This is a genomic window from Candidatus Pelagibacter communis, assembly GCF_001179845.1.
Taxonomy (GTDB): domain Bacteria; phylum Pseudomonadota; class Alphaproteobacteria; order Pelagibacterales; family Pelagibacteraceae; genus Pelagibacter; species Pelagibacter ubique_Q.
Map to the genome: position 1 here is coordinate 50,415 of NZ_CVSB01000006.1, position 20,562 is coordinate 70,976.

A 20,562-nucleotide genomic window follows, 5' to 3' on the forward strand; every position below is an offset into this window, starting at 1 on the left:
AAATTACTTTAGATAATCAGGAATTAGATTTTAACATTCTAGATTATAATTTTTTTTTAAAACAACAGTAAATGTTTGTTTTATTAAAACCAAAACAAGTTCTTAATGGAGGAATTATATTCATAAGATTGGCTAAAAAAAATTGGAAATAAGGATTTGGTTTTTTAATTGTCTTGTTCATAAAACCATAAGAGTTAATTTTAATGTATTCGAACTTTCTACTAAAGAGTTTACCTAATTCCTTTTCAATTAAACTTAAATTTACCCCAACATTACCAACGTTAAATACCATACTCCCTCCAGGTTTTAATAAATCGTAAATCATTTTTATTAAAATTAAAGTATGATCATGATTAAATTTGCTATTTATACCCATAGTTTGAGTGCAAACACACAAATTTGGTTTTTCTCGATTATATGCTTTTATAAAATTTTCAATTTTATCATTAACAGGTAATGCATCAGGAAAATTTCTAACCCCTCGATCTAACTTTTGTTTATCAAGATCTACACAAATATATTTTTTTGTCATGAAAAATTTTTTATTCATCATTGATCCACCAGCTAAGTCAATTCCTAGCTCACCATCGATTGATTTTAAGTCATATTTTAACCATAGAAACAAAAGAGTTTTACTAGCTGTCACACCTATTCTTATTTGACCAATTAATAACTTTAAGGTTTTATTAGCAATATTTAACATTGTTTGATTTATAAATTTTATTCTTTTTATTTTAAATGTTTATCAAAGTCATTAATAAATTTTTATATTCTTTTTTAAAACAAAAAGCTTAATATCAAATTGATAAAATTTAGGATATTAAATTTTATAATTTTATAATAAAAAACTTAAAAAATGAAAAAAATAAAAAAACTTATAATTGCCTGTGATGGAGAATCGGCAAGTGGCAAAAGTACAGCTGCTAAACTTATATCTAAAAAATACAAATTACTTCTTATAAATTCAGGACTTTTATATAGGTATGCTAGTAAGCTAATAATCAAACATAAGCCTAAAAATCAAATTACTTTTGTAAAAAATAAATTTAAAAATATTTCTTATAAAAAAATCTCAAAACAAAATTTACATTCAGAGCAAATCAGCAATCATGTAGCTGGCTTGGCTAAAATAAAAAAAATTAGAGAAATTGTTAACAAAGTACAAATTTCTATAATTAGAAAAAATAAAAGAATATGTGTTGAAGGGAGAGATATTGCTAGTAAAATATTATTAAAAAACCCTAAGTATGATTTAGCATTTTATTTTAAATGTAGCTTAGATGTTGCAAGTTATAGAAGATGGTTGGATATTAAAAAGAAATTACCATTAAAAGAGGTAAAAAAGTCTTTAAAAAAACGTACTTTAACAGATAAAAACAGAAAGCATAGTCCACTAATTAGAGTTAGAGACTCTATTTTAATTAGATCAGATCAGCTGACAAAAAAACAAGTTCTATCAAAAATGTCTAGCTATATAGACAAGTTAGATAATTTTAATTAATTATTTTGTTGTTGATAATTTGGTTCCTCAATTGGTTTTGCATCAGGATCTAATTCCAATCCAGCAGGTGTTATTGTAGCTGGGACAGGAGTAAAAGTTGAGTCTGGATTTTCCACAGTATCCCTAACTTTCATTCTGTATAAACCGAAAGTTCCAATAATTGCATGAGCTATAATTAAAAAAACAAACAAACCATTTAAACCAAACCATTCCATAAATATAGAACACAAAATAGGACCACTAATTGCGCCTACACCAAAGATAAACTGTAAACCACCTCCAGCTGCTACAAATTTTGATTTAGGAACGAAGTCATTTGTGTGAGCTAGGTTAAGTGAAAACAAAGGAAGGCATAAACTAGAATATAGTCCAACAAAAATGAAGAATAATATTTTTTTAAATGCAAATTCATTTAGATGATAAATATTTTGAAACGGATCATTTGAGCTTAAGATTGAGAGAAATGCTAATAAAGAACTTCCAAAAGTCGTTATTACAATTACTTTTCTTCTGTCAAATGTATCTGAAAAATAACCTATTGGTCCTTGTCCAATAACACCAGCAATTGTTGAAATAAAAAGTAAGACTGAGGTTTCAAGCAAAGTATAATTTGCTTTAGTTGCATAAACAGCAATTAAAGAAAAGAAAGCAGCATGAATAATTCCAGTAAAGAAAGAACTTAATGTTCCTAGTGGAGAAATTTTATATAACTCTTTAATACTTATTGTTTCTATTTTTTTAAATTTTGGAGCAGGTCTTTTTGTTAGTAAAATAGGAACTAGTGCAACAGAAAGTAATATAGAAACTAAAATAAATGGCTCATAATCTTCTGGTTTGCTAACATTAAGCAACAACATACCAACGGCTAATCCAAAATAGATTACCATCATATAAGCAGATAATAGTTGTCCTCTATTTTTATTAGTTGCTCTATCGTTTAACCAGCTTTCTGTAACCACATAACAACTTACTAAACTTATACCTGTAATGAATCTACTAATTGTCCACATAAAAGGATTTATATAAACAACAGCAACTAAAGCACTTAATGAAGCAAGTGATGCAAATGCAGCAAATACTCTTATATGTCCGACTTTTGAAACAAAATTAGGAGTAGTTCTCGAGCCTACAAAGTAACCTACATAGTATCCAGACATAAAGATACCGGTTGTAAAAACGCTAAAATCTTCAATAACTGATCGAATACCCATAATTTGCATTTGCAATCCATGAGCAATCATCATTACCCCTATCCCTATAAATAGAGCCCAAGACCTTTTTACTTCTTTTTGCATTTGTAATTTCTAAGTTTAAATAATTGCTGGCTAATTAGTTTTGGTTTGTGTTTTTTTTATGGCCAGTAAAGAATGAATTGCTATAGTAATAATGATAACGATACCTCCATAGATAGTCTCGTTAGAAGGCTGTTCTTTGATAACCATCCAGACCCATATTGGTCCAAGGATAGTTTCTAATAGGAAAAATAGATTAACTTCAGCTGCAGTTATAAATCTTGGTGCTATGGTGACTAAAACAAATGGTATGGCTACACACATTACACACATTAAAGGTATATAAAAAAGATCATTTCCCACTAATGCAAAGTCTTTAACAAAGAAAAAGGCAAATATAGCAACGCACGATTTTCCAATTACAGCAGCAGGTACTAAATCAATATTTTTAGCGTATCTCGCAATGTTAGCATTACAAGCTAATCCAAAAGAAGTGATTAAACCAAATAAATCTCCATAAAAATTGCCAAGACTTAAAGAATCGTAAAAAATATAAACACAAGCAATAAAGGTAATTATTATAGCAACCCAAGTCTTGTTATCCGGTTTTTCTTTTAAGAAAATAGCCCCTAATATTGCTGATAACATTGGCGCAAGGGCTACCATTAATAAAGTATTTGCTACATTGGTGTTTTGTATTGAGATAATAAAAGTAATATTACAAATAGAAAAACTAATTACATAAAAAATACCTGGGTAACCAATTTTGAATAATGCTTTAAAGAAATTATTTTTATAAAATAAAAGAAGACCAACTAAAACCACCAAAAATGGTATTGCTCCTCTGTAAAAAAGCATCCCCCAAGTATCAATATTTGCTAATCTAATTAGCAAAGAGTCTGGAGTTATAAACATAACTCCTATAAAAGCCATCAATGAACCTTTTTGTTGATTAGTTAAATTATTCACTCTTTAAGCTCTTTCCAAAAAGTTTTAGCTAAATTTTTTCCCGACAGATCATAAAGTGTTTTAAGTCCAGTTGGAGATGTAACATTTATATCTCCATTGAGTTTTTGATCTATAAAATCAATTCCAGCAAAAAAAATATTTTCTTTTTTTAAATCTTTTGCAATTTTCTTTGAAATCTTCATTTCTTTACTTGTTAATTTAATATTTGTTGGTTTTGCTCCTTTACTCATATTGCTTAAAATTGAACCTTTCTTTGGAACCCTTGAAATTGCACCACATACTTTTCCATTTATAATAAAAACTCTTTTGTCTCCCTTACTTATTTTAGGAAGGAATTTTTGGCACATAATATGATCATGTTTGTTTATAAATTTATTTACTAATTTTAAATTAAACTTGGTTAGTAAATGAATATCATTTCCACTGAAACTGTAGATGGGTTTTAAAATAACTTTTTTGTTTTTTTTAAAAAATTTTTTTATTTCATCCAAATTTTGAGTAAATATAGTAGCTGGCATGTATTTTTGATATTTAGATGAATACAATTTTTCAGAAACATTCCTTACAGAGGTAGGATTGTTGATTATTTTTACTTTAGTCTTAATTGTATCCAAAATGTATGTTGTTGAAATATACTCAAGATTAAATGGTGGATCTTGGCGAATAAGAATAAATTTACATTTACTTAAGTCTAGATTTTGTTTTTTTGTAATTTTATAGAATTTTTTATTGTTATAATTAAATTTAATAAAAAAACCTTTAGCTGTAACTTTTGAATTAATAACTGATAAGTCTTTTGGATCGTAATAGAAAATTTTATATTTTTTATTCTGAATTTCGTTTGCTAAAAAAACACTTGTATCCGTTAAAGGATTTAGTTTAGAAGGATGGTTTCCTTGAACAGCAACAATTTTATTTATCATACAATTCGTCTAAATTTTCGTTTTTTGAAAATTTACTAATCATATGATCTGCGTTTGTTGTCTTATTATCAATTACTTTTTGTAGATGGTTTAGGAATACAGTCTCGTTATTACCTTTTTTACTTAAAATATCTCTATTCTCTAATCCTTTTCTTGAAAGGTCTAAAAGTGTAGATGACCAATAAAGAAGATCTTTACCCATTAATTGAGTATTAAATCCCTTTTGTGGCGCCTCAAGATAGGCATTAATTATTTTATCGATCTCCCATGTTGAAATTAGTTCATAAACTTCATCTAAATTTCCATAAAGCATACCTATATTGAAAGCTGGTCCTGAACATAAACAATCCCAACCACAGGTATCCATCGATCTCAATTCAATATATTTCTTAACTCTGTTTTCAGTAAATATTGTACTTAAGTGAGTTGTTAAGTCTGATTCAGTTGGAAGTCTATTTCCAATTTCTTGGATTTTTCCTTCCATAAAATCTTTAAAAGTATATTTCCTTCCTGAAATATACTGATCTTTATATTGTATAAATAATATATGAAAATTAATTACAAAATCTGCATATTTTTCAAAACTCATGTTTTCAAAAAATAATTTAGGCAATCCACCTCTAGAAGTACTTTGCCATACTTTAGATCTATAAGATAAATAGTTACTATTTTTTTTCTCTACAATTGATGAATTAGCAAATAAAGCAATAGCAATAGGCACGATAGAATTTGCTACTCTGAACTTTTTAATAAAATCTTCTTCTGAACTATAATCTATATTTAACTGAGTGCCACATGTTCGATACATCATATCTAAACTAAGCTCACCACCAAGAGGCATATCCTTAGTCATCAATTCATATCGTTGTTTAGGATTATTTGGGATTTCACTTAATTTAGATATTGGATCGAATCCTGCACTAACAATTTTTATATCTAATTTTTTCGTAACTTGTTTTAATTCAAACAAATAGTCTTGTGACTCTGCACAAGCTTCATGCATATGGTTTAATTGATCTCCTGATAATTCTATCTGATTGCCTGGTTCAAGAGTTATATTTTTTCCACCTTTATTAAGAGCAATAATATTTTTTTTTTCAAAAACTGGATTCCAGCCAAATTCAAGCAAGGCTGTAAACATTTCTTTTATTTTTGAATAATCAATCCTTTTATTGTTCGAATTATTAAATAAAAACTTTTCATGCTCGATCCCAATTTTAAAGCTTTTGGGTTCCTTAATACCTGATTTAAAATAATTTATAATTTTCTCTTTTGAATCAATCATGCGCTGTAAGTAGTGATTTATACCTAAATTTAAAGATAATAATAAGGTTCTTTTGCAAATATTTTTTTAACTAATGGCTTAAAATCATCCAAAGTCATACTTTTGTAATCAGGGTTAAAAGAGCATTGATCATATTTTTCACAAAAATCTATAGTGTCTTGATAATACTTGTGGTCTTTAAACTTATCTCTTGCATTTCTGTCACCACCTAAATGATGAGCGCTGTAGTAAGTTTGAAAAAGACCATGGTGTAGAACAATCCAATAAGTTCTTTCTGAAACATAAGGTCTTAATATAGATGCAGCATATTGAGAATGGTTCATTGGTGCTAAATCATCTCCAATATCATGTAGTAAAGTTGCAACAACCATTTCATCACTTTCTTTATTTTTAAAAGCTCTTGTTGCTGCTTGTAAGGAGTGTTCTAGCCTGGTGATTTTATAACCTTCTAAAGTTGTAGTTTGTTTCGATAAATAATTTAAAACTCTCTCAGCTGTTTGTCTTTCAAAGTTTTTCTCAAATTTTTCAAGAAGCTCATAGTCTTCCTTCGTTCCATTTTTCATTTCAGTAAAATTAACTGTTTTCATAACTTAATTGTTTGATCCTGTACTTAATAATGATAATTGAGTTATTTTATTATCCCCTAATTCATCCACTAATTTAACAGGATAATCTCCCGTGAAATAATGATCTGTTAATTGAGGATAAGCCTCGTTTCTTTTTTCAAAACCAATAGCTTTATACAATCCCTCTATTGATAAAAATCTTAAAGATTTAGCTCCAATATATTCACAAATTTCATCATTTGTTTTATTTGCTGCTAATAATTCTTTTTTTGTAGGTGTATCTACACCATAGAAATCTGGATATCTTATTTCGGGGCATGCAATTTTAACATGTACTTCTTTTGCGCCAGCATCATAAAGCATTTTAACAATTTTATATGATGTGGTTCCTCGAACAAGAGAGTCGTCAATTAGTATAATTTTTTTATCTTTGATTGTTGTTTGATTAGCATTTAATTTTAGTTTAACACCCAAGCTTCTAATTTTTTGGCTTGGTTCAATGAAAGTTCTCCCAACATAATGATTTCTAATTAATCCATGCTCAAAATTCATTTTTAATTCTTGAGCAAAACCCATAGCTGCAGCGTTTCCAGAATCTGGAACTGGAACCACTATATCAGCATCAGTGTCATTTTCTTTTGCAAGTTCTCTACCAATATTTTTTCTATGCTCGTAAGCTGTTTTCCCTCCTATTAGACTGTCTGGTCTTGAAAAATAAATATATTCAAATACACAAGGTCTAACTTTTTTAGCAGGGAAGGGTTTAATGCTTTTTAGTTCATTATTTTCAATTAAAACTATCTCTCCATTTTCAACTTCTCTAACATATTTAGCACCAATAATATCAAATGCACAAGTCTCTGAAGCTAAGACATAACTATTTCCAAGCTTACCGATTACTAGCGGTCTAATTCCATAAGGATCTCTAACCCCAATTAGTGAGTTTTGCGTTAACATCACTAATGCATACCCTCCTTGGATTTGAAAAATTGCATCAATTACTTTGTCAATTGTTTTTGGTCTTTTTGATTTAGCAATTAATTGAACAATCGTTTCAGTATCTGAAGTAGTGTAAAATATAGCTCCATCTTCAACGAGTTTATTTCTCAAAGCTATTGAATTGGTAAGATTTCCATTATGTGCAACTCCAATACCACCTGCATTGGTATCAGCAAAAAAAGGTTGTATGTTTCTTAATATGTTGTTTCCAGTTGTACTATATCTGTTATGGCCAATCGCATAATTTCCCTTAAGATTATTAAGCACTTTTTCTTTGTTGAAATTATCACCAACTAAGCCAAATCTTTTTTCAGAATAATATTTTTCTCCATCAAAAGTAACTATTCCACAACCTTCTTGACCCCTGTGTTGAAGAGCATGAAGACCAAGTGCTGTTAGAGCGGACGCATCCTTGGCATTGCTAATACCAAAAACTCCACATTCTTCCTTTAGTCTTGGATTATAGCTCTGTAATTTTTTCTTTAGAATCTTGATATGTTTTTTCATTAGGAAATTCTTTTATCAGATAACTACTACCTTTTTCTAAATATGGAAAGACGTATGATTTGTCAAAATTAATTGGCCATTTATCATAATTATAAACGATATGAACACCTGAAAAGATACATACAGAAATAATGTAAGCTCTTATGAAACCAAAAAAGAATCCAAATGTAGTATCTAAGCCACCGATTCCTGTATATCTGACTGCTTTACTGATTCCTTTATTAATTAATAAAACTAAAAAGATAACAACTACAAATATTACTATTCCTAAACCAACATCGAGCACATACTCATTATCAATTATGTCTTTTACATATGGCTTAATTTTTGGAAAAAGAATTAATGTAATTATGTATGCCAGCAACCATTTAGCCATTGAAAGAATACTTAAAATGAAGCCTTTTTTGTAACAACTTATCAAAGAAAGGATTGTTAAAATTAAATAAATTAAATCAATTATTGATATTGCTTTATAAAAATCTTTTATGATTTCAAACATTAAGATGATTTGCCAAAAGGTTTAACAATTAAAATTAATGCAGGCAAGAGAGTCAATACGGATATCATAGCTAATAACATAGCTAGTCCTGTAAACACACCAAAATAAATTGTTGGGATAAACTTCGATAACACCAAAATTGAAAATCCAAAAACAATTGTAATTGAAGTATTTAGTATAGCAACGCCAACAGTTGAATGACAAGTTTTTAATGTTTTGTTGTAATCCTTTATTTTTTTAAACTCTTCTTTAAATCTGTAAATATAGTGAATACTGTTATCTACTGCGATACCTATTGTAATTGCTGCAATCGTTATCGTCATCATATCCAAAGGTATTCCTAACAATCCAATTATTCCTAGTATAAAAAAAGCAGCAATAAAATTTGGAACAACACCAATCAATGAAAGTTTAAAATTTCTAAATAAGATTATGAACATTGAAAATATTCCAATCATAACCAATCCTAATGTTAAAATTTGAGATTTAAATAAACTTTGTAATAAATTATTAAATAGTATTAAAACACCTGCTAATTTATAATCTTTCTCTTCTAAACCAAATTTATCTTTTAGATCAAAATTAATTTTGTTAATTAAATCATTTCTTCTTAAATTTTCTTGCGAGTCTATAATTCTTAAACTAATTCGAGCCTCATCATCTTTAATTGAAAGATAGGGATCAATGATTTCAGTTTTAATACTATCGGGAATTTTAGAGTAAAGCACTCCCATTTCTAAAGTGCCTAAAGGTTTATTATTATTTAATTGAGTAGCTACTTCAATAATTGATGAAAATGATAAAACTTTGCCAATTTCAGGTAAGCTATCTAAGTAATTATGAACATTTGTAATTAGATCAATTTTATCTTTGGTAAACCAGTATTTTTCATCATTAGTATCTTCCTCTTCTCCCCAATCATCAAATTCATCATCTTCTCCAGATTTTTTTACCTTTTCTTTTTTTGGAAACTTTATAATAACTTCTAAAGGAGTGGTGCCACCTAGCTCTTCATCTATAAGCTTCATACCCTTGTAAATTTCAGTATTCTTATTAAAGTAATTTATAAAACTATTTTCTACTTCGAGCTTACTTATTCCAATAATACTAAATATTATAACTATTCCGGTTACTAAGAGGATAGAGTTTTTATTGTTTATAGAAATTAAACTAAGCAAATTTGTGATTTTAGATTTTTGTTCTTTTTTAACTGAGATATTATTTGTTGGTGCAAAGTTTAAAAGGGTAGGCAGTAAAGTAAATGTAATGATAAATGATGTAATCAAACCAAAAGTCATCATCCAGCCAAAATCAATAATAGGTTTTATCTCACTAAAAATTAAAGATAAGAAAGCAAAAATTGTCGTTAGAACAGTATAAAGAATTGGCCAAAACATTTTTGAAGTTGTTAAGGAAATAATTTCAAAATTATTTTTTGATGGAAAATCTTTTTTAAGTTGAAGAAACCTAGTACTCATATGAATATTCATTGCCATTGTTAAAATCAACATAAGTGCAATGAAATTTGATGAGATCACTGTAACTTTCCATCCTAGCAATCCAAGTAATCCCATCATTATTATCACAGAAAAAAGACAACTACTTACAGGAACTATAATCCAAAGAAGATTTCTAAAAACAAACCATAAAGTAGCAATTATAAATAATAGAACTCCCAAACCAAAAACTATTATATCGCTTTTGATAAAAGTCATCATATCATCAGCAATCATTGGTATTCCTCCAAGATAAATCTTTCCAACATCACCATAACTTTGAATAACTTGTCTAATTTCTAAAATATTCTGGTGGTTTTGTTTTTTGATTTGATCTCTAATTAGCTCAACTTCTTCTTTTGACGTATTTTCTATATCTTCTAATTTTTGAGATTGTTTAATGTTAACAATAATTCCACTAGTTTTACCATCTTCGCTAATGACAAAATTTCGAAAAACAGGACTATTTAAAATTTCTTTAAAACCTCGATCTCTATCAACATCTTCATCTTTTAAGGTTTTGAAGCTTTCTAGTCTTTCTTGAAGAGGAGCCTCTGAATTATTTAAAAGTGGAATATCCAATAAAGTAATTACACTATGGACCCAATTGAGGCTCTGAATTTTATATTTTAAACTTAATAAGTTATTAATTGATGAGTCAGTTGCCATTCCTTCATTTGGTGTATATGTGAGAATTAAAAATTCCTTAGATCCATATCTTTCAGAGACTTCTTTCAAATATGCTAAATCTGGGTCACCCTCTATTAATAAGGTTTCTGATGAAGCATCAAGCCTAAAATCTTTTGAATAGTAACTAAAACTTAAAATTGCAATAATTAATAATACAAATATTGATTTGGGATTTTTAAGAATAATGTTTTGATAAAAATGAGCTCTCATTCAAGCTCTTTATATTTGAATTTAGCTTAATTGAGTATCCTTAAATTTTGTAAATCTTTCCTCAAATTCCAGAGTTACATTACCAATAGGACCATGTCTTTGTTTTCCAATTATAATTTGAGCTAAATGTGCAACTTCATTCATTTTTGCTTGCCACTCTGCATGCTCAACAGTTGCTTCTCTAGGTTCTTTTCTTTGTAAATAATATCCTTCTCTGTAAACAAACATTACAACATCAGCATCTTGTTCAATTGAACCAGACTCTCTTAAATCTGCTAATTGAGGCTTATGATCATCTCTCTGTTCTACTTGTCGAGATAACTGCGAAAGCGCCACAACAGGTACAGAAAGTTCTTTGGCTATTGCTTTAAGTCCTTGAGTAATTTGTGATATTTCTTGAACTCTCCCATCTTTGTTAAATGTAGTTCCTCTCATTAGCTGAATATAATCAACCACAATCATATCTAGACCGCTTTTTCTTTTAATTCTTCTAGCTCTATTACTCATAGCAGCAATACTTATAGCTGGTGTTTCATCTATCATTAGAGGAAGATCGGCTATATCTTTTGACGTTTCTAAAAACTTATCAAATTGTTCATCGGTAATTCTTCCTTGTCTTATGTCGTTTGAGCTAATTCTTGCTTGTTCAGAAATAATTCTTGTAGACAATTGTTCAGAGGACATTTCAAGTGAAAAAAAAGCTATCGTAGATTCTTTTCCACTATCCTGTAAGTTCTTTGCTGCATTGAATGCGATGTTAGTTGCTAATGATGTTTTACCCATTGAAGGACGTCCTGCTATAATAATCAAATCGGATTGATGTAAACCACCGAGTTTGTAATCTAAATCACGAAGCCCAGTGGGAACACCTACAATACCACCTTCGTTTTTGTAAGCCGCAGAAGCCATATCAATAGTTTGTTTCAATGCTTGATCAAATTTCATTATATTTGAACTACCTGAACCTTTCTCTGCTAAATCAAATAATGATTTTTCAGTTTTCTCGATGATATTTTGTCCATTTGTTTCAAGGTCGTTTACTTTAACATCATCAACAGTTTGTTCAGAAATTTTAATTAATTCTCTTCGCACAAACATATCGTAAATAATTTTAGAATATTCTATTGCTTGCCTAACTGATGTAGAAAATTTAGTTACCTTTACTAGGTATTCAGGAATGTTTAAATCATCTTTTTCATCTTCAAAATAATTTTTTAGAGTAATTGGATTTGCTAAAAGTCCTTTGTAAATTAAACTTGACATAGACTCAAAAATTTTTTGATGCATGGGATCATAGAAATTAGTAGCTTCAATGATAGTACTTATTTCATCGAATATTTCGTTACTTACAAGAATAGATCCTATTACAGCTTGTTCCGCTTCAATATTATTTGGTAATTCTTTAAATTGTTCTTTGACTATACTTAAATTTTTTTCCATGAAAATAAATTTACATTAAAATTGATTAAATCATATTGCAAATTGGTGTTGGGGAAAAGAATGTATAATTATTGAATTGTATCAGCTGATGAAACATTTATTGTAATTTCAGCATCAACTTCTGAGTGTAAAGAAATTTTAACTTTAAATTTTCCTAAAGCTTTTATTTCTTCAACTGGTTGTATCATCGAAGGCTTTATATCAATTTTGTTTTCTTCTTGAATAACTTTTGAAATATCAGTTGGTTTAACTGAACCATATAATTCATTATTTTCTGTACTTAGTTTTTTGACTAAATACTCTTTACCATTAATTTGCTCTGCAATTTCAGAGGCTTCTTTTTTCTTTTCGTTATCTTTTTTAGATAACTCAGATTTAATTTTTTCAACTTCTTTTATATTTTCTTTTGATGCATAAAGAGCTTTTTTATTAGCAATTAAAAAATTTCTAGCAAAACCTCTTTTTACATCTATTACTTCACCAATAGAGCCAACTCTTTTTACGTTTTCTAATAAAATAACTTTCATATTATAACAATGCTAAATTTCGAGCTCTTTTAATTGAAACGGATAATTCCCTTTGTTTTTTTTGAGAAACGTTAGTAATTCTTGATGGTAGAATTTTTCCATTTTCAGACATGTATTTTTTTAAAAGTTTGATATTTTTATAATCAACTACAGGGGCATCTTTTACAGATAAAGGACAAGTTTTTTTAAACTTATATTTATTTGGTTGAAAAATACTTAATTTTGCAAAGTTACTTTGTTTACCTTTTTTATTTCCACTTTGTCTTTTTGCCATAATTATTTTTTGTATTCCTCTTTTTTGAAATCAGATTCTTTTTTTGTAAAAAAATTTTCTTCTAGGTTAAATTTTTTAACTCTAACGGTTAGATATCTTAATAACTTTTTATCAAGAGCTTCATTTTTTTCAAGTTCATCAATAACATTCCCTTTTCCTTTAATTTTAAAGTGAATATAGCTTCCTTTTTTATTTTTTTTTATTAAATAAGATAGGTCCAAAAGACCCCAATTTTCAGTTTTAATAATTTTACCTTCATTTTTTTCTACAATTTTAGAATATTTTTCTGTCAATTGCTTAATTTCACTTGGCGAGGTATCTTGTCTAGCTACAATAGTATGTTCGTATAAATTCATTTAAGTTCTTTAATAAAAAGTGAGGATATACTATTATAAAAGTTTAATTACAATAGTTAAAAAGGCAAGAATAGTAGTTTTTTTTATATGTTTTCTGTAATTTTTCCAGGTCAGGGATCTCAAATAGTAGGTATGGGAAAAGAGCTTTACGATAAATTTAATATCGTAAAAGATCTTTTTAAACAGGCAGATGACACATTAAATTTTTCTATATCTAAGCTTATACTAGAAGGACCAAAGGAAGAATTAGATTTAACAGCCAATACACAACCAGCAATATTTTTAATAAGTTACTCGATATTTAATGTAGCAAAAAATGAATTTAAATTAGATTTAAATAAAGCAAAATACTTTGCCGGACACTCCTTAGGTGAGTATTCAGCTTTATCATGTGCAGGATATCTCAATTTTTCAGATACTTTAAAAATATTAAGAATAAGAGGAGATGCTATGCAAAACTCTGTGCCCAAAGGGCAGGGAGGAATGGTTGCAGTATTAGGTTCAACGGTTGATGCGATTGAAAAAATTTTGATGGAAAATAAAGAAAATTTTAAAGCACAAATTGCAAATGATAATTCTGAAGGTCAAATTGTTTTGAGTGGAAAAACAGACGATTTAGAAAATTTAATTAAAATTTTAAAGGATAGTTTAATAAAAAATATCAAACTTCCAGTAAGTGCACCCTTTCACTGCGATTTGATGAATAATGCAACAAAAATTATGACAGAAGAATTAAATAAACTTAATTTTAAAAATGGACAAAATAAATTAATTTCAAATGTTACTGCTAATGAAATCAGAGATCCAGATGAGCTTAAAAGTCTCTTGATTAAGCAAATAGAGAATAGAGTTAGATGGAGAGAAAGTGTGATTAATATGATAGAAAATGATGTAAATCATTTTATAGAAATTGGACCTGGGAAAGTTTTGTCAGGTTTGGTAAAAAGAATTAATAGAAATGTAAAAATTGACACAATTAATAGTCAAAGCGATATTGAAGGTCTAAAAATATGATAGATTTAAATGGTAAAAATATAATTGTTACAGGTGCCTCTGGTGGAATTGGAAATTCAATAATTGAAAAATTAAATCAAGCAGGTGCAAATATTTTAGCTTCAGGCACAAGAGTAGAAAAACTAGATGAGCTAAAAGCAAAATATAGAAATATTAAAATATTAAAATTTGATATTTCACAAAGTGATAAAATTGAAGAATTTGTTGAAAACGCAACTAAAGAACTTGGTGGTACTTTAGATTGCATAGTTAACAATGCAGGTATAACACAAGATAATTTAGCAATAAGGATGAGTTTAGAGGAATGGCAAAAAGTTATAAATATCAATCTAACCTCAACGTTTTTAATGTGTAAATTTGCAATTAAAAAAATGCTTAAAAATAAATCAGGAAAAATTGTGAATATTACCTCAGTTGTTGGACATACAGGTAATTTGGGGCAAGCAAACTATACAGCATCTAAAGCAGGCATAGTTGCAATGACAAAAAGTCTAGCAATAGAATATGCTAAAAAAAATATAAATATTAACTGTATTTCACCAGGATTTATTAAAACTGCAATGACAGATAAAATTGATGAAAAATTTAAAGAGGTTATTATTTCAAAAATACCTTCAGCAAGACTTGGAGAACCTGAAGATATAGCAAATGCTGTATATTTTTTAAGCTCTGATCAATCAAATTATATTAATGGAGAGACAATACATGTTAATGGAGGCATGTATATGGCTTGACAAAATAGCTTTTTAAACTATTAACAATTTATAACAAAAAGGATCAACATGTCAGAAGATGTTTCAAGTAAAGTAAAAAAAATTGTAGCAGATCACTTAGGAATCGATGAAGTGAAAGTAACTGAGGAATCAAGTTTTATAGACGACTTGGGAGCTGATAGTTTGGATACGGTTGAATTAGTGATGGCTTTCGAAGAAGAATTCGGATCTGAAATTTCAGACAGTGAAGCTGAGAAAATTTTAACTGTAGGTGATGCAGTTAAATTTATCGAAGGAAAAGCTAACTAGAATACTTAATGCCCTCAGACAAAGATGGGGTAATGATAATTTTATCATCTCCTTCAGGAGCAGGGAAAACTACCCTTGTTAAAAAGTTATCTGAAAAAGATAATTTTGAAATCTCAATATCACACACTACTAGACAGCCTAGACCTAACGAAAATCAAAACATAGATTATTTTTTTGTAGATGAGTTAGAATTTAGAAGATTAATAAAAAATGAGGAGTTTCTTGAATACGCAAAAGTATTCAAAAATTTTTATGGCACAACAAGAACACCAGTTATAGACAAATTAAATAAAGGAACAAATGTCCTATTTGATATTGATTGGCAAGGAGCTGATCAAATTAAGAATAAAAAATTAGATTATAAATTGATTACTTTTTTTATACTTCCTCCTAGTAAAGAAGTTTTGTTTGAGAGATTATCTAAACGACATTCGAGTGATAAATTAATGGCCGAAGAAAGAATGAAACAATTTGAAAGAGACGTATTGCATTGGATAAATTATGATTATGTAGTTATAAATAATGATTTAAATGAGTGTTATAACAAAATAACTAATTTAATTAATGCAGTAATAAATAATGGCTCTAAAGATTATGATTTAAATTATATTAGAAGCCATGTTGATAAACTAACTTCTTAAATTCTCATATTCACAAGCTAATTTGTAATAAGTATCTAAATTTATATTTTGTGGCCTCATTGTTAAATCAATTTTAAGTTTATCTAGCACTTTTTGATTGCCATTAAAAAGTTGATTAAAAGGCTTTTTTAACATTTTTCTTCTTTGATTAAAAAAAATTCTAGTAATTTTTTCTAGGTTATTTGGATCTTTAATTTTAACATAACTTTTTTTAGGATAAAAAATTAGTAAGGAACTATCTATTTTTGGTTTTGGAAAAAACGCACTTGGTTTTATATCGCATATTTTTTTTATATTTAGTTTCCAATTACAAATTATTGATAGTCTTCCATAGTTTGAGGTGTTAGATTCAGCAATTATTCTATCAGCAACTTCTTTCTGAAACATTAAGATCAGACATTCAAACCAAAAATGTTCTTTTAAATTTATTATCCATTTACTCAGAATTTCAGTTGAAATATTATAAGGCAAGTTACCAAAAACTATGACTTTTTCTTCAAAAAGAATTGTTTCATCTACATTTAAAACATCATCATTAATAATCGTTAGTTGATTATTAAATTTATTTTCAAGATTAGTAGCAAGCACATTATCTTTTTCAATTATAATCATTTTTTTTGGTTTTTTCTTAAGTATGTATGATGTTAGGTTTCCTGTGCCTGGTCCAATTTCAAGAATCGTTTTATTTTTGATGTTTGTTATGCTTGTAATTTTTTCTAAAATATTTCTATCAATCAAAAAATTTTGACCTAAACTTTTTTTTGCTTTGATCAATTTTTATCCAAAAATTCAATCGCCCTAATTAAACTTAGAGGATTTGATTTATTTTGTCCAAGCATCGTTTGATTTGGGCCATGATCTGGTGAAATTCTTATAAAAGGTAATCCTAAAGTTATATTAATTGCATCATATTCGAATAAAGTTTTAATAGGTGTTAATACTTGATCATGATACATACCAACAATTATATCGATATTTTCTCTATTTTTTTTTAAAAAAGCAGTATCCGCCGAATAAGGTCCTTTTACATTAATTTTTTTATTAGATAAATATTTTATAGTTGGTTTTATTATTTTCTCATCTTCATTAAATTTATCAATACTTTCACAATGTGGATTTAAACCTACTACAGCTATTTTTGGATTGAACCCAAAATTTTTTTTATAAAAACTATCTATTAAAGTTATATTTTTTATTATTTTTCTTTTGGTTATTTTTTTTGCAACCAATTTTAAAGGTAGATGAGTTGTAATTGGGCTAACAGATAATTCTTTATTATAAATAAGCATCACATTATTATTGGCTTTAGTTTTATTAGCTAAATATTCAGTAATACCTAAGAATTTTTTATTTAAGAATGATTTTTTTGAAACAGGACCATTTATTAGCTTATTCGTTATTCCTGATTTTAAGATTTTAAATGATGTTTCAAAACAATCTTTTATATAATTATTAGATTTACTGCTAATTTTTTGAAAATTTATATTTTTATTATAATTTATATCGATAATATTAATTGTTTTGTTGTTAAACTTTATTTTATTAAGTAATGATGGATCAATTAATTTAACATCCATTCTAAATTTTAATTTTTTCATTTGAAATTTTAATATTTTATATGAACCAATTAAGACTAAAGGACTCTTAAATTTTTTATATCTAATTGTTTTAAAAAAGATCTCCAAAAAAATACTATTAGGTTCTCCGTGGACAATTAGTATGGGTTTAAAATTCATTAATCTGAATATTTTGCTTTATTTTTTCAAAGTATGCTAAAGAAAATCTTTCGAGTTGTTGATTTCTTTCATATGAAATTCTATTAGAAAGAATTTTATTTTTATCAATTTTTTGTTTATTAATTTTTGTATCATCAATTGAAAGTATTAGAAAATTTTCGTTAATTTTAATAGGTTTTGTTATTTGTCCTTTTCCTAAATTAAATGTATTTTGTTGTATTTTTTTTGATAAAGAAGTTTCTTTCACCCATCCTACTTTGCCACCAATTTTAGCTGTATCAGATATACTAAAAATATTTGCCGTTGTAGAAAAACCGACATCTTTTATACTTTTTAAAATTTCTGAATAAACAATATCTAATTTTAAATCCTTGGAATTTCTTATTAATATTTCTGATAGCAATATATCTCGTGTAAATCTTAAATTTTTTATTTCTTTTTCTATGTTATTTTTCATCTCAACTTTATCAATTACAACACGATTATTAAACTTTTCAAAAATTAAATTATTCCAGAGCATTTCAATTGCTAATTTTCTTTTTACTGATGAAAACTTAAGATTTTGACTTTCTAAATATTTTACAAATTCTTTTTCTTTCTGAAAACCTGCAGTTTGATAAAGATTTTTTATAATATTTTTTAAATTAGCGTCATCCAAAACACTTTCTATTTTATAATATTTAACTAACTCAATTTCTTTTATTTTCTCTTTGATAATTGAATCTCTTGCTATAAATTTTAATTGATTTTGGTCTAAATTGTTCAATTTTGGATTTAGAACTAATAAGTGCTTTTCTTCCTGCTTAATATCGAAAGTTGTTATTATTTTATCATTTATTTTTAAAATTATCTTATTTTCAAAACTAATTGACTGTTTAGTGCATAACTGAAAAACTATTAACAAGTAAAAAAATATTTTTTTTTTCATTAATTTTCTGTTGTTACACCACCGAATGGGATCAAGCTCAATGTAAAGAAAATTTCTTTTTCTGGTTTAAGATCTGAGTCTTTGTAGAATTCCTTATTAAATTTGATAGATGCAAGCAAACAATCATTTTTATAATTGTATATTAAATTATAAAACTCAGTAGCACTTTTTTCATTATTTCTCCTTACATTGAAATTAATACTATTATTTTTATCGATTTCAAAAGAAGATGAATTTGATGTGAAGCTTTCATTTATAAGATTATTTTTTTCATCAGAATATTCAAAAGAGGATACAAATTTATTAATTTTAAATTTAGTTGATATACTATCATAATTTGTCTTATCAAAATTATTGTCTATAGAAAAATTATATTTAAGAGATAAATTTTCATCAGGATATATTTCTAAATTTCCAAAAACATCTGAAGTTTTTTTTCCAATTGAACTTGAGATTGATAAATCAGGATTTTCTTCTATTCTTAAAAGCGATGCAATTTCAAAATTTAAGATATCTTGATTATTTTCTTTATTTATCTTAGTAAAAATTGATCCATAAGTTAAAGAAGCTCCTCCTTCAACTGTCTCATTATTTGCAATTCTGTTTATAGAATAAATATTAGATGTATCCATTCTTCGATTATCTGAGCTTAAGTTTTTTGATTTATTTGGACTATACATAAGTGCAACTTTAGGAGTAAAATTATTTATAAATTCTTTACTTTCTTTCTTTAAAGGTAGTTCCATGTTGTATTGCATTACAGTGGATAATGTTTGTTCAAATTTGTCTTTATGACTATTTGAATTTTTTGCATCAATATTTGTATTTTTGAATAATACTTTGTAGTTGGTAACTAATCCTTTATTAGAAAATTGTGAAAAAGTATTAAATTCTAAATCATTTATAATAATTCCTTCATATATATTAGTGTCATATTTTCTTTGATTACCATACGATTTTAAAACAAGATCATTACCTTTTTCAGATAAAATTCTTTTTTGAAGAGTATAGTTTGGATAAATAAATTCATGTCTACTTTGTTTATCCTTTGATAAATTTTCATAAACTTCTAGTGAAGTATAGAATTCTACATCATTTTTTTCAGTATCAAATGACACGAAAGAATGTAACGTATTTGTATCAATGTCAATTTGATCACTTTCAATTTTATAAACTTTTAAATATTCATCATTTCTCACATTTTCTAAATTTATCTCAATATTGCTTTGATTAGAAAAGTCATTGCTTAACTCAAACTTTGAATTTGAAAAAAAATGTGATTTTGTTGTATTTTTTGATGAAAGAAAATCTGATGAAGCAATACTAAAGTCAGCTATATGGCTGCTATTTTTGTTTTCTTGTCTATATTCATTTTGCAAAACAATTTCATTATTGAAAAAAACTTTTGGTTTAAATGTCATATCTCTATTTTCAGATAATACATGAAAATAAGGAATAGTTACTGAGGATCCAATGTTTCTTGAGCTAGAAAATGTTGGAGGTAAAAAACCAGATTTTCTTTCAACAGTAGGATCTGGATGAGAAAATTTTGGAAAATAAACGACTGGTCTATCATAAATTTTTAACCAAGCATTTTTATAATTAATTGTTTTATTAATTTTATTATGTTCAATTTCTTCAGCATACATACTCCATGGCGGGCAATCATTATCTTTACTGCATGAAGTAAACACTCCTTTTTTTAAAAAAGAGGATTGATCTTTTATTTTTACACTTTTTGCTTTTA

The 20,562-nt window shown here is 27.1% G+C and carries 22 protein-coding genes; 5 read left to right on the forward strand and 17 right to left on the reverse strand.

The window, feature by feature from the left end; genetic code table 11:
• Positions 1-43 precede the first annotated feature (43 nt).
• On the reverse strand, positions 44-703 hold the full coding sequence (locus tag AMN81_RS00320) for a hypothetical protein (protein ID WP_072090170.1): 660 nt from the start codon (positions 701-703) through the stop codon (positions 44-46).
• A gap of 153 nt (positions 704-856) precedes the next feature.
• Here AMN81_RS00320 and AMN81_RS00325 point away from each other — a divergent pair, with 153 nt between their 5' ends.
• Complete coding sequence (locus tag AMN81_RS00325) at positions 857-1,501, forward strand: (d)CMP kinase (protein ID WP_072090171.1); 645 nt, start codon at positions 857-859, stop codon at positions 1,499-1,501.
• Here the strand turns inward: AMN81_RS00325 and AMN81_RS00330 are convergent.
• The 12 genes from AMN81_RS00330 to rpsF all read right to left on the reverse strand — a co-directional run bounded on the left by AMN81_RS00330 (position 1,498) and on the right by rpsF (position 13,474).
• Positions 1,498-2,796, reverse strand: coding sequence for an MFS transporter (locus AMN81_RS00330; protein ID WP_072090172.1), 1,299 nt, complete (start codon positions 2,794-2,796; stop codon positions 1,498-1,500). The genes AMN81_RS00325 and AMN81_RS00330 overlap by 4 nt on opposite strands.
• 30 nt (positions 2,797-2,826) lie before the next feature.
• A complete protein-coding gene (locus tag AMN81_RS00335) occupies positions 2,827-3,702 on the reverse strand; it encodes a DMT family transporter (protein ID WP_072090173.1) in 876 nt (291 codons plus the stop codon).
• Positions 3,699-4,625, reverse strand: coding sequence for a glutathione synthase (gene gshB / locus AMN81_RS00340; RefSeq protein WP_072090174.1), 927 nt, complete (start codon positions 4,623-4,625; stop codon positions 3,699-3,701). Before gshB ends, AMN81_RS00335 begins: the two co-directional genes overlap by 4 nt.
• Positions 4,615-5,910, reverse strand: coding sequence for a glutamate--cysteine ligase (locus AMN81_RS00345; RefSeq protein ID WP_072090175.1), 1,296 nt, complete (start codon positions 5,908-5,910; stop codon positions 4,615-4,617). Before AMN81_RS00345 ends, gshB begins: the two co-directional genes overlap by 11 nt.
• A gap of 29 nt (positions 5,911-5,939) precedes the next feature.
• Positions 5,940-6,497 carry an HD domain-containing protein gene (locus AMN81_RS00350; RefSeq protein ID WP_072090176.1) on the reverse strand — a complete coding sequence of 186 codons (558 nt, stop codon included), beginning with the start codon at positions 6,495-6,497 and terminating at the stop codon, positions 5,940-5,942.
• Between the two features lie 3 nt (positions 6,498-6,500).
• A complete protein-coding gene (gene purF / locus AMN81_RS00355; protein WP_072090177.1) occupies positions 6,501-7,982 on the reverse strand; it encodes an amidophosphoribosyltransferase in 1,482 nt (493 codons plus the stop codon).
• Entirely contained in the window at positions 7,936-8,481 is a 546-nt protein-coding gene (locus tag AMN81_RS00360) for a CvpA family protein (RefSeq protein WP_072090178.1), read from the reverse strand. Before AMN81_RS00360 ends, purF begins: the two co-directional genes overlap by 47 nt.
• Entirely contained in the window at positions 8,481-10,877 is a 2,397-nt protein-coding gene (locus AMN81_RS00365; RefSeq protein WP_072090179.1) for an efflux RND transporter permease subunit, read from the reverse strand. Before AMN81_RS00365 ends, AMN81_RS00360 begins: the two co-directional genes overlap by 1 nt.
• Positions 10,878-10,898: 21 nt before the next feature.
• On the reverse strand, positions 10,899-12,317 hold the full coding sequence (locus tag AMN81_RS00370) for a replicative DNA helicase (RefSeq protein WP_072090180.1): 1,419 nt from the start codon (positions 12,315-12,317) through the stop codon (positions 10,899-10,901).
• Between the two features lie 68 nt (positions 12,318-12,385).
• A complete protein-coding gene (gene rplI / locus AMN81_RS00375) occupies positions 12,386-12,844 on the reverse strand; it encodes a 50S ribosomal protein L9 (RefSeq protein WP_072090181.1) in 459 nt (152 codons plus the stop codon).
• 1 nt (position 12,845) lies between these two features.
• Positions 12,846-13,118, reverse strand: a complete 273-nt coding sequence (gene rpsR / locus AMN81_RS00380) for a 30S ribosomal protein S18 (protein WP_425304110.1) — start codon at positions 13,116-13,118, stop codon at positions 12,846-12,848.
• A gap of 2 nt (positions 13,119-13,120) precedes the next feature.
• On the reverse strand, positions 13,121-13,474 hold the full coding sequence (gene rpsF, locus AMN81_RS00385) for a 30S ribosomal protein S6 (protein WP_072090182.1): 354 nt from the start codon (positions 13,472-13,474) through the stop codon (positions 13,121-13,123).
• Positions 13,475-13,561: 87 nt separating this feature from the next.
• Here rpsF and fabD point away from each other — a divergent pair, with 87 nt between their 5' ends.
• From fabD to gmk, 4 genes are read left to right on the forward strand one after another with little or no spacing between them, the layout of a single operon-like run.
• On the forward strand, positions 13,562-14,488 hold the full coding sequence (gene fabD, locus AMN81_RS00390) for an ACP S-malonyltransferase (protein WP_072090183.1): 927 nt from the start codon (positions 13,562-13,564) through the stop codon (positions 14,486-14,488).
• Entirely contained in the window at positions 14,485-15,222 is a 738-nt protein-coding gene (fabG, locus tag AMN81_RS00395; protein WP_072090184.1) for a 3-oxoacyl-[acyl-carrier-protein] reductase, read from the forward strand. Before fabD ends, fabG begins: the two co-directional genes overlap by 4 nt.
• 48 nt (positions 15,223-15,270) lie before the next feature.
• Positions 15,271-15,510 carry an acyl carrier protein gene (locus tag AMN81_RS00400; RefSeq protein ID WP_072090185.1) on the forward strand — a complete coding sequence of 80 codons (240 nt, stop codon included), beginning with the start codon at positions 15,271-15,273 and terminating at the stop codon, positions 15,508-15,510.
• An 8-nt stretch (positions 15,511-15,518) separates the two neighbouring features.
• Entirely contained in the window at positions 15,519-16,151 is a 633-nt protein-coding gene (gene gmk / locus AMN81_RS00405; RefSeq protein WP_023854994.1) for a guanylate kinase, read from the forward strand.
• On the opposite strand, the gene rsmA is transcribed toward gmk, so the two are convergent.
• The 4 genes from rsmA to AMN81_RS06350 all read right to left on the reverse strand — a co-directional run.
• Entirely contained in the window at positions 16,140-16,925 is a 786-nt protein-coding gene (gene rsmA, locus AMN81_RS00410) for a 16S rRNA (adenine(1518)-N(6)/adenine(1519)-N(6))-dimethyltransferase RsmA (protein ID WP_023854995.1), read from the reverse strand. The two genes, gmk and rsmA, sit on opposite strands and share 12 nt — an antisense overlap.
• Complete coding sequence (locus tag AMN81_RS00415; RefSeq protein WP_072090186.1) at positions 16,922-17,887, reverse strand: 4-hydroxythreonine-4-phosphate dehydrogenase PdxA; 966 nt, start codon at positions 17,885-17,887, stop codon at positions 16,922-16,924. Before AMN81_RS00415 ends, rsmA begins: the two co-directional genes overlap by 4 nt.
• On the reverse strand, positions 17,877-18,815 hold the full coding sequence (locus tag AMN81_RS00420) for a peptidylprolyl isomerase (RefSeq protein ID WP_072090187.1): 939 nt from the start codon (positions 18,813-18,815) through the stop codon (positions 17,877-17,879). The genes AMN81_RS00415 and AMN81_RS00420 overlap by 11 nt, the downstream gene beginning before the upstream one ends.
• Positions 18,815-20,562: LPS-assembly protein LptD (locus AMN81_RS06350; RefSeq protein WP_072090188.1), on the reverse strand; the 1,748-nt coding region annotated here is incomplete at its 5' end. The genes AMN81_RS00420 and AMN81_RS06350, both read right to left, overlap by 1 nt.

Bases quoted from the DNA above. Each gene is read 5' to 3' on its own strand.
- AMN81_RS00320 (WP_072090170.1), bottom strand. From the start codon at position 703: ATGTTAAATATTGCTAATAAAACCTTAAAGTTATTAATTGGTCAAATA.
- AMN81_RS00325 (WP_072090171.1), top strand. From the start codon at position 857: ATGAAAAAAATAAAAAAACTTATAATTGCCTGTGATGGAGAATCGGCA.
- AMN81_RS00330 (WP_072090172.1), bottom strand. From the start codon at position 2,796: ATGCAAAAAGAAGTAAAAAGGTCTTGGGCTCTATTTATAGGGATAGGG.
- gshB (WP_072090174.1), bottom strand. From the start codon at position 4,625: ATGATAAATAAAATTGTTGCTGTTCAAGGAAACCATCCTTCTAAACTA.
- AMN81_RS00345 (WP_072090175.1), bottom strand. From the start codon at position 5,910: ATGATTGATTCAAAAGAGAAAATTATAAATTATTTTAAATCAGGTATT.
- AMN81_RS00350 (WP_072090176.1), bottom strand. From the start codon at position 6,497: ATGAAAACAGTTAATTTTACTGAAATGAAAAATGGAACGAAGGAAGAC.
- purF (WP_072090177.1), bottom strand. From the start codon at position 7,982: ATGAAAAAACATATCAAGATTCTAAAGAAAAAATTACAGAGCTATAAT.
- AMN81_RS00360 (WP_072090178.1), bottom strand. From the start codon at position 8,481: ATGTTTGAAATCATAAAAGATTTTTATAAAGCAATATCAATAATTGAT.
- AMN81_RS00365 (WP_072090179.1), bottom strand. From the start codon at position 10,877: ATGAGAGCTCATTTTTATCAAAACATTATTCTTAAAAATCCCAAATCA.
- AMN81_RS00370 (WP_072090180.1), bottom strand. From the start codon at position 12,317: ATGGAAAAAAATTTAAGTATAGTCAAAGAACAATTTAAAGAATTACCA.
- rplI (WP_072090181.1), bottom strand. From the start codon at position 12,844: ATGAAAGTTATTTTATTAGAAAACGTAAAAAGAGTTGGCTCTATTGGT.
- rpsR (WP_425304110.1), bottom strand. From the start codon at position 13,118: ATGGCAAAAAGACAAAGTGGAAATAAAAAAGGTAAACAAAGTAACTTT.
- rpsF (WP_072090182.1), bottom strand. From the start codon at position 13,474: ATGAATTTATACGAACATACTATTGTAGCTAGACAAGATACCTCGCCA.
- fabD (WP_072090183.1), top strand. From the start codon at position 13,562: ATGTTTTCTGTAATTTTTCCAGGTCAGGGATCTCAAATAGTAGGTATG.
- fabG (WP_072090184.1), top strand. From the start codon at position 14,485: ATGATAGATTTAAATGGTAAAAATATAATTGTTACAGGTGCCTCTGGT.
- AMN81_RS00400 (WP_072090185.1), top strand. From the start codon at position 15,271: ATGTCAGAAGATGTTTCAAGTAAAGTAAAAAAAATTGTAGCAGATCAC.
- gmk (WP_023854994.1), top strand. From the start codon at position 15,519: ATGCCCTCAGACAAAGATGGGGTAATGATAATTTTATCATCTCCTTCA.
- AMN81_RS00415 (WP_072090186.1), bottom strand. From the start codon at position 17,887: ATGAATTTTAAACCCATACTAATTGTCCACGGAGAACCTAATAGTATT.
- AMN81_RS00420 (WP_072090187.1), bottom strand. From the start codon at position 18,815: ATGAAAAAAAAAATATTTTTTTACTTGTTAATAGTTTTTCAGTTATGC.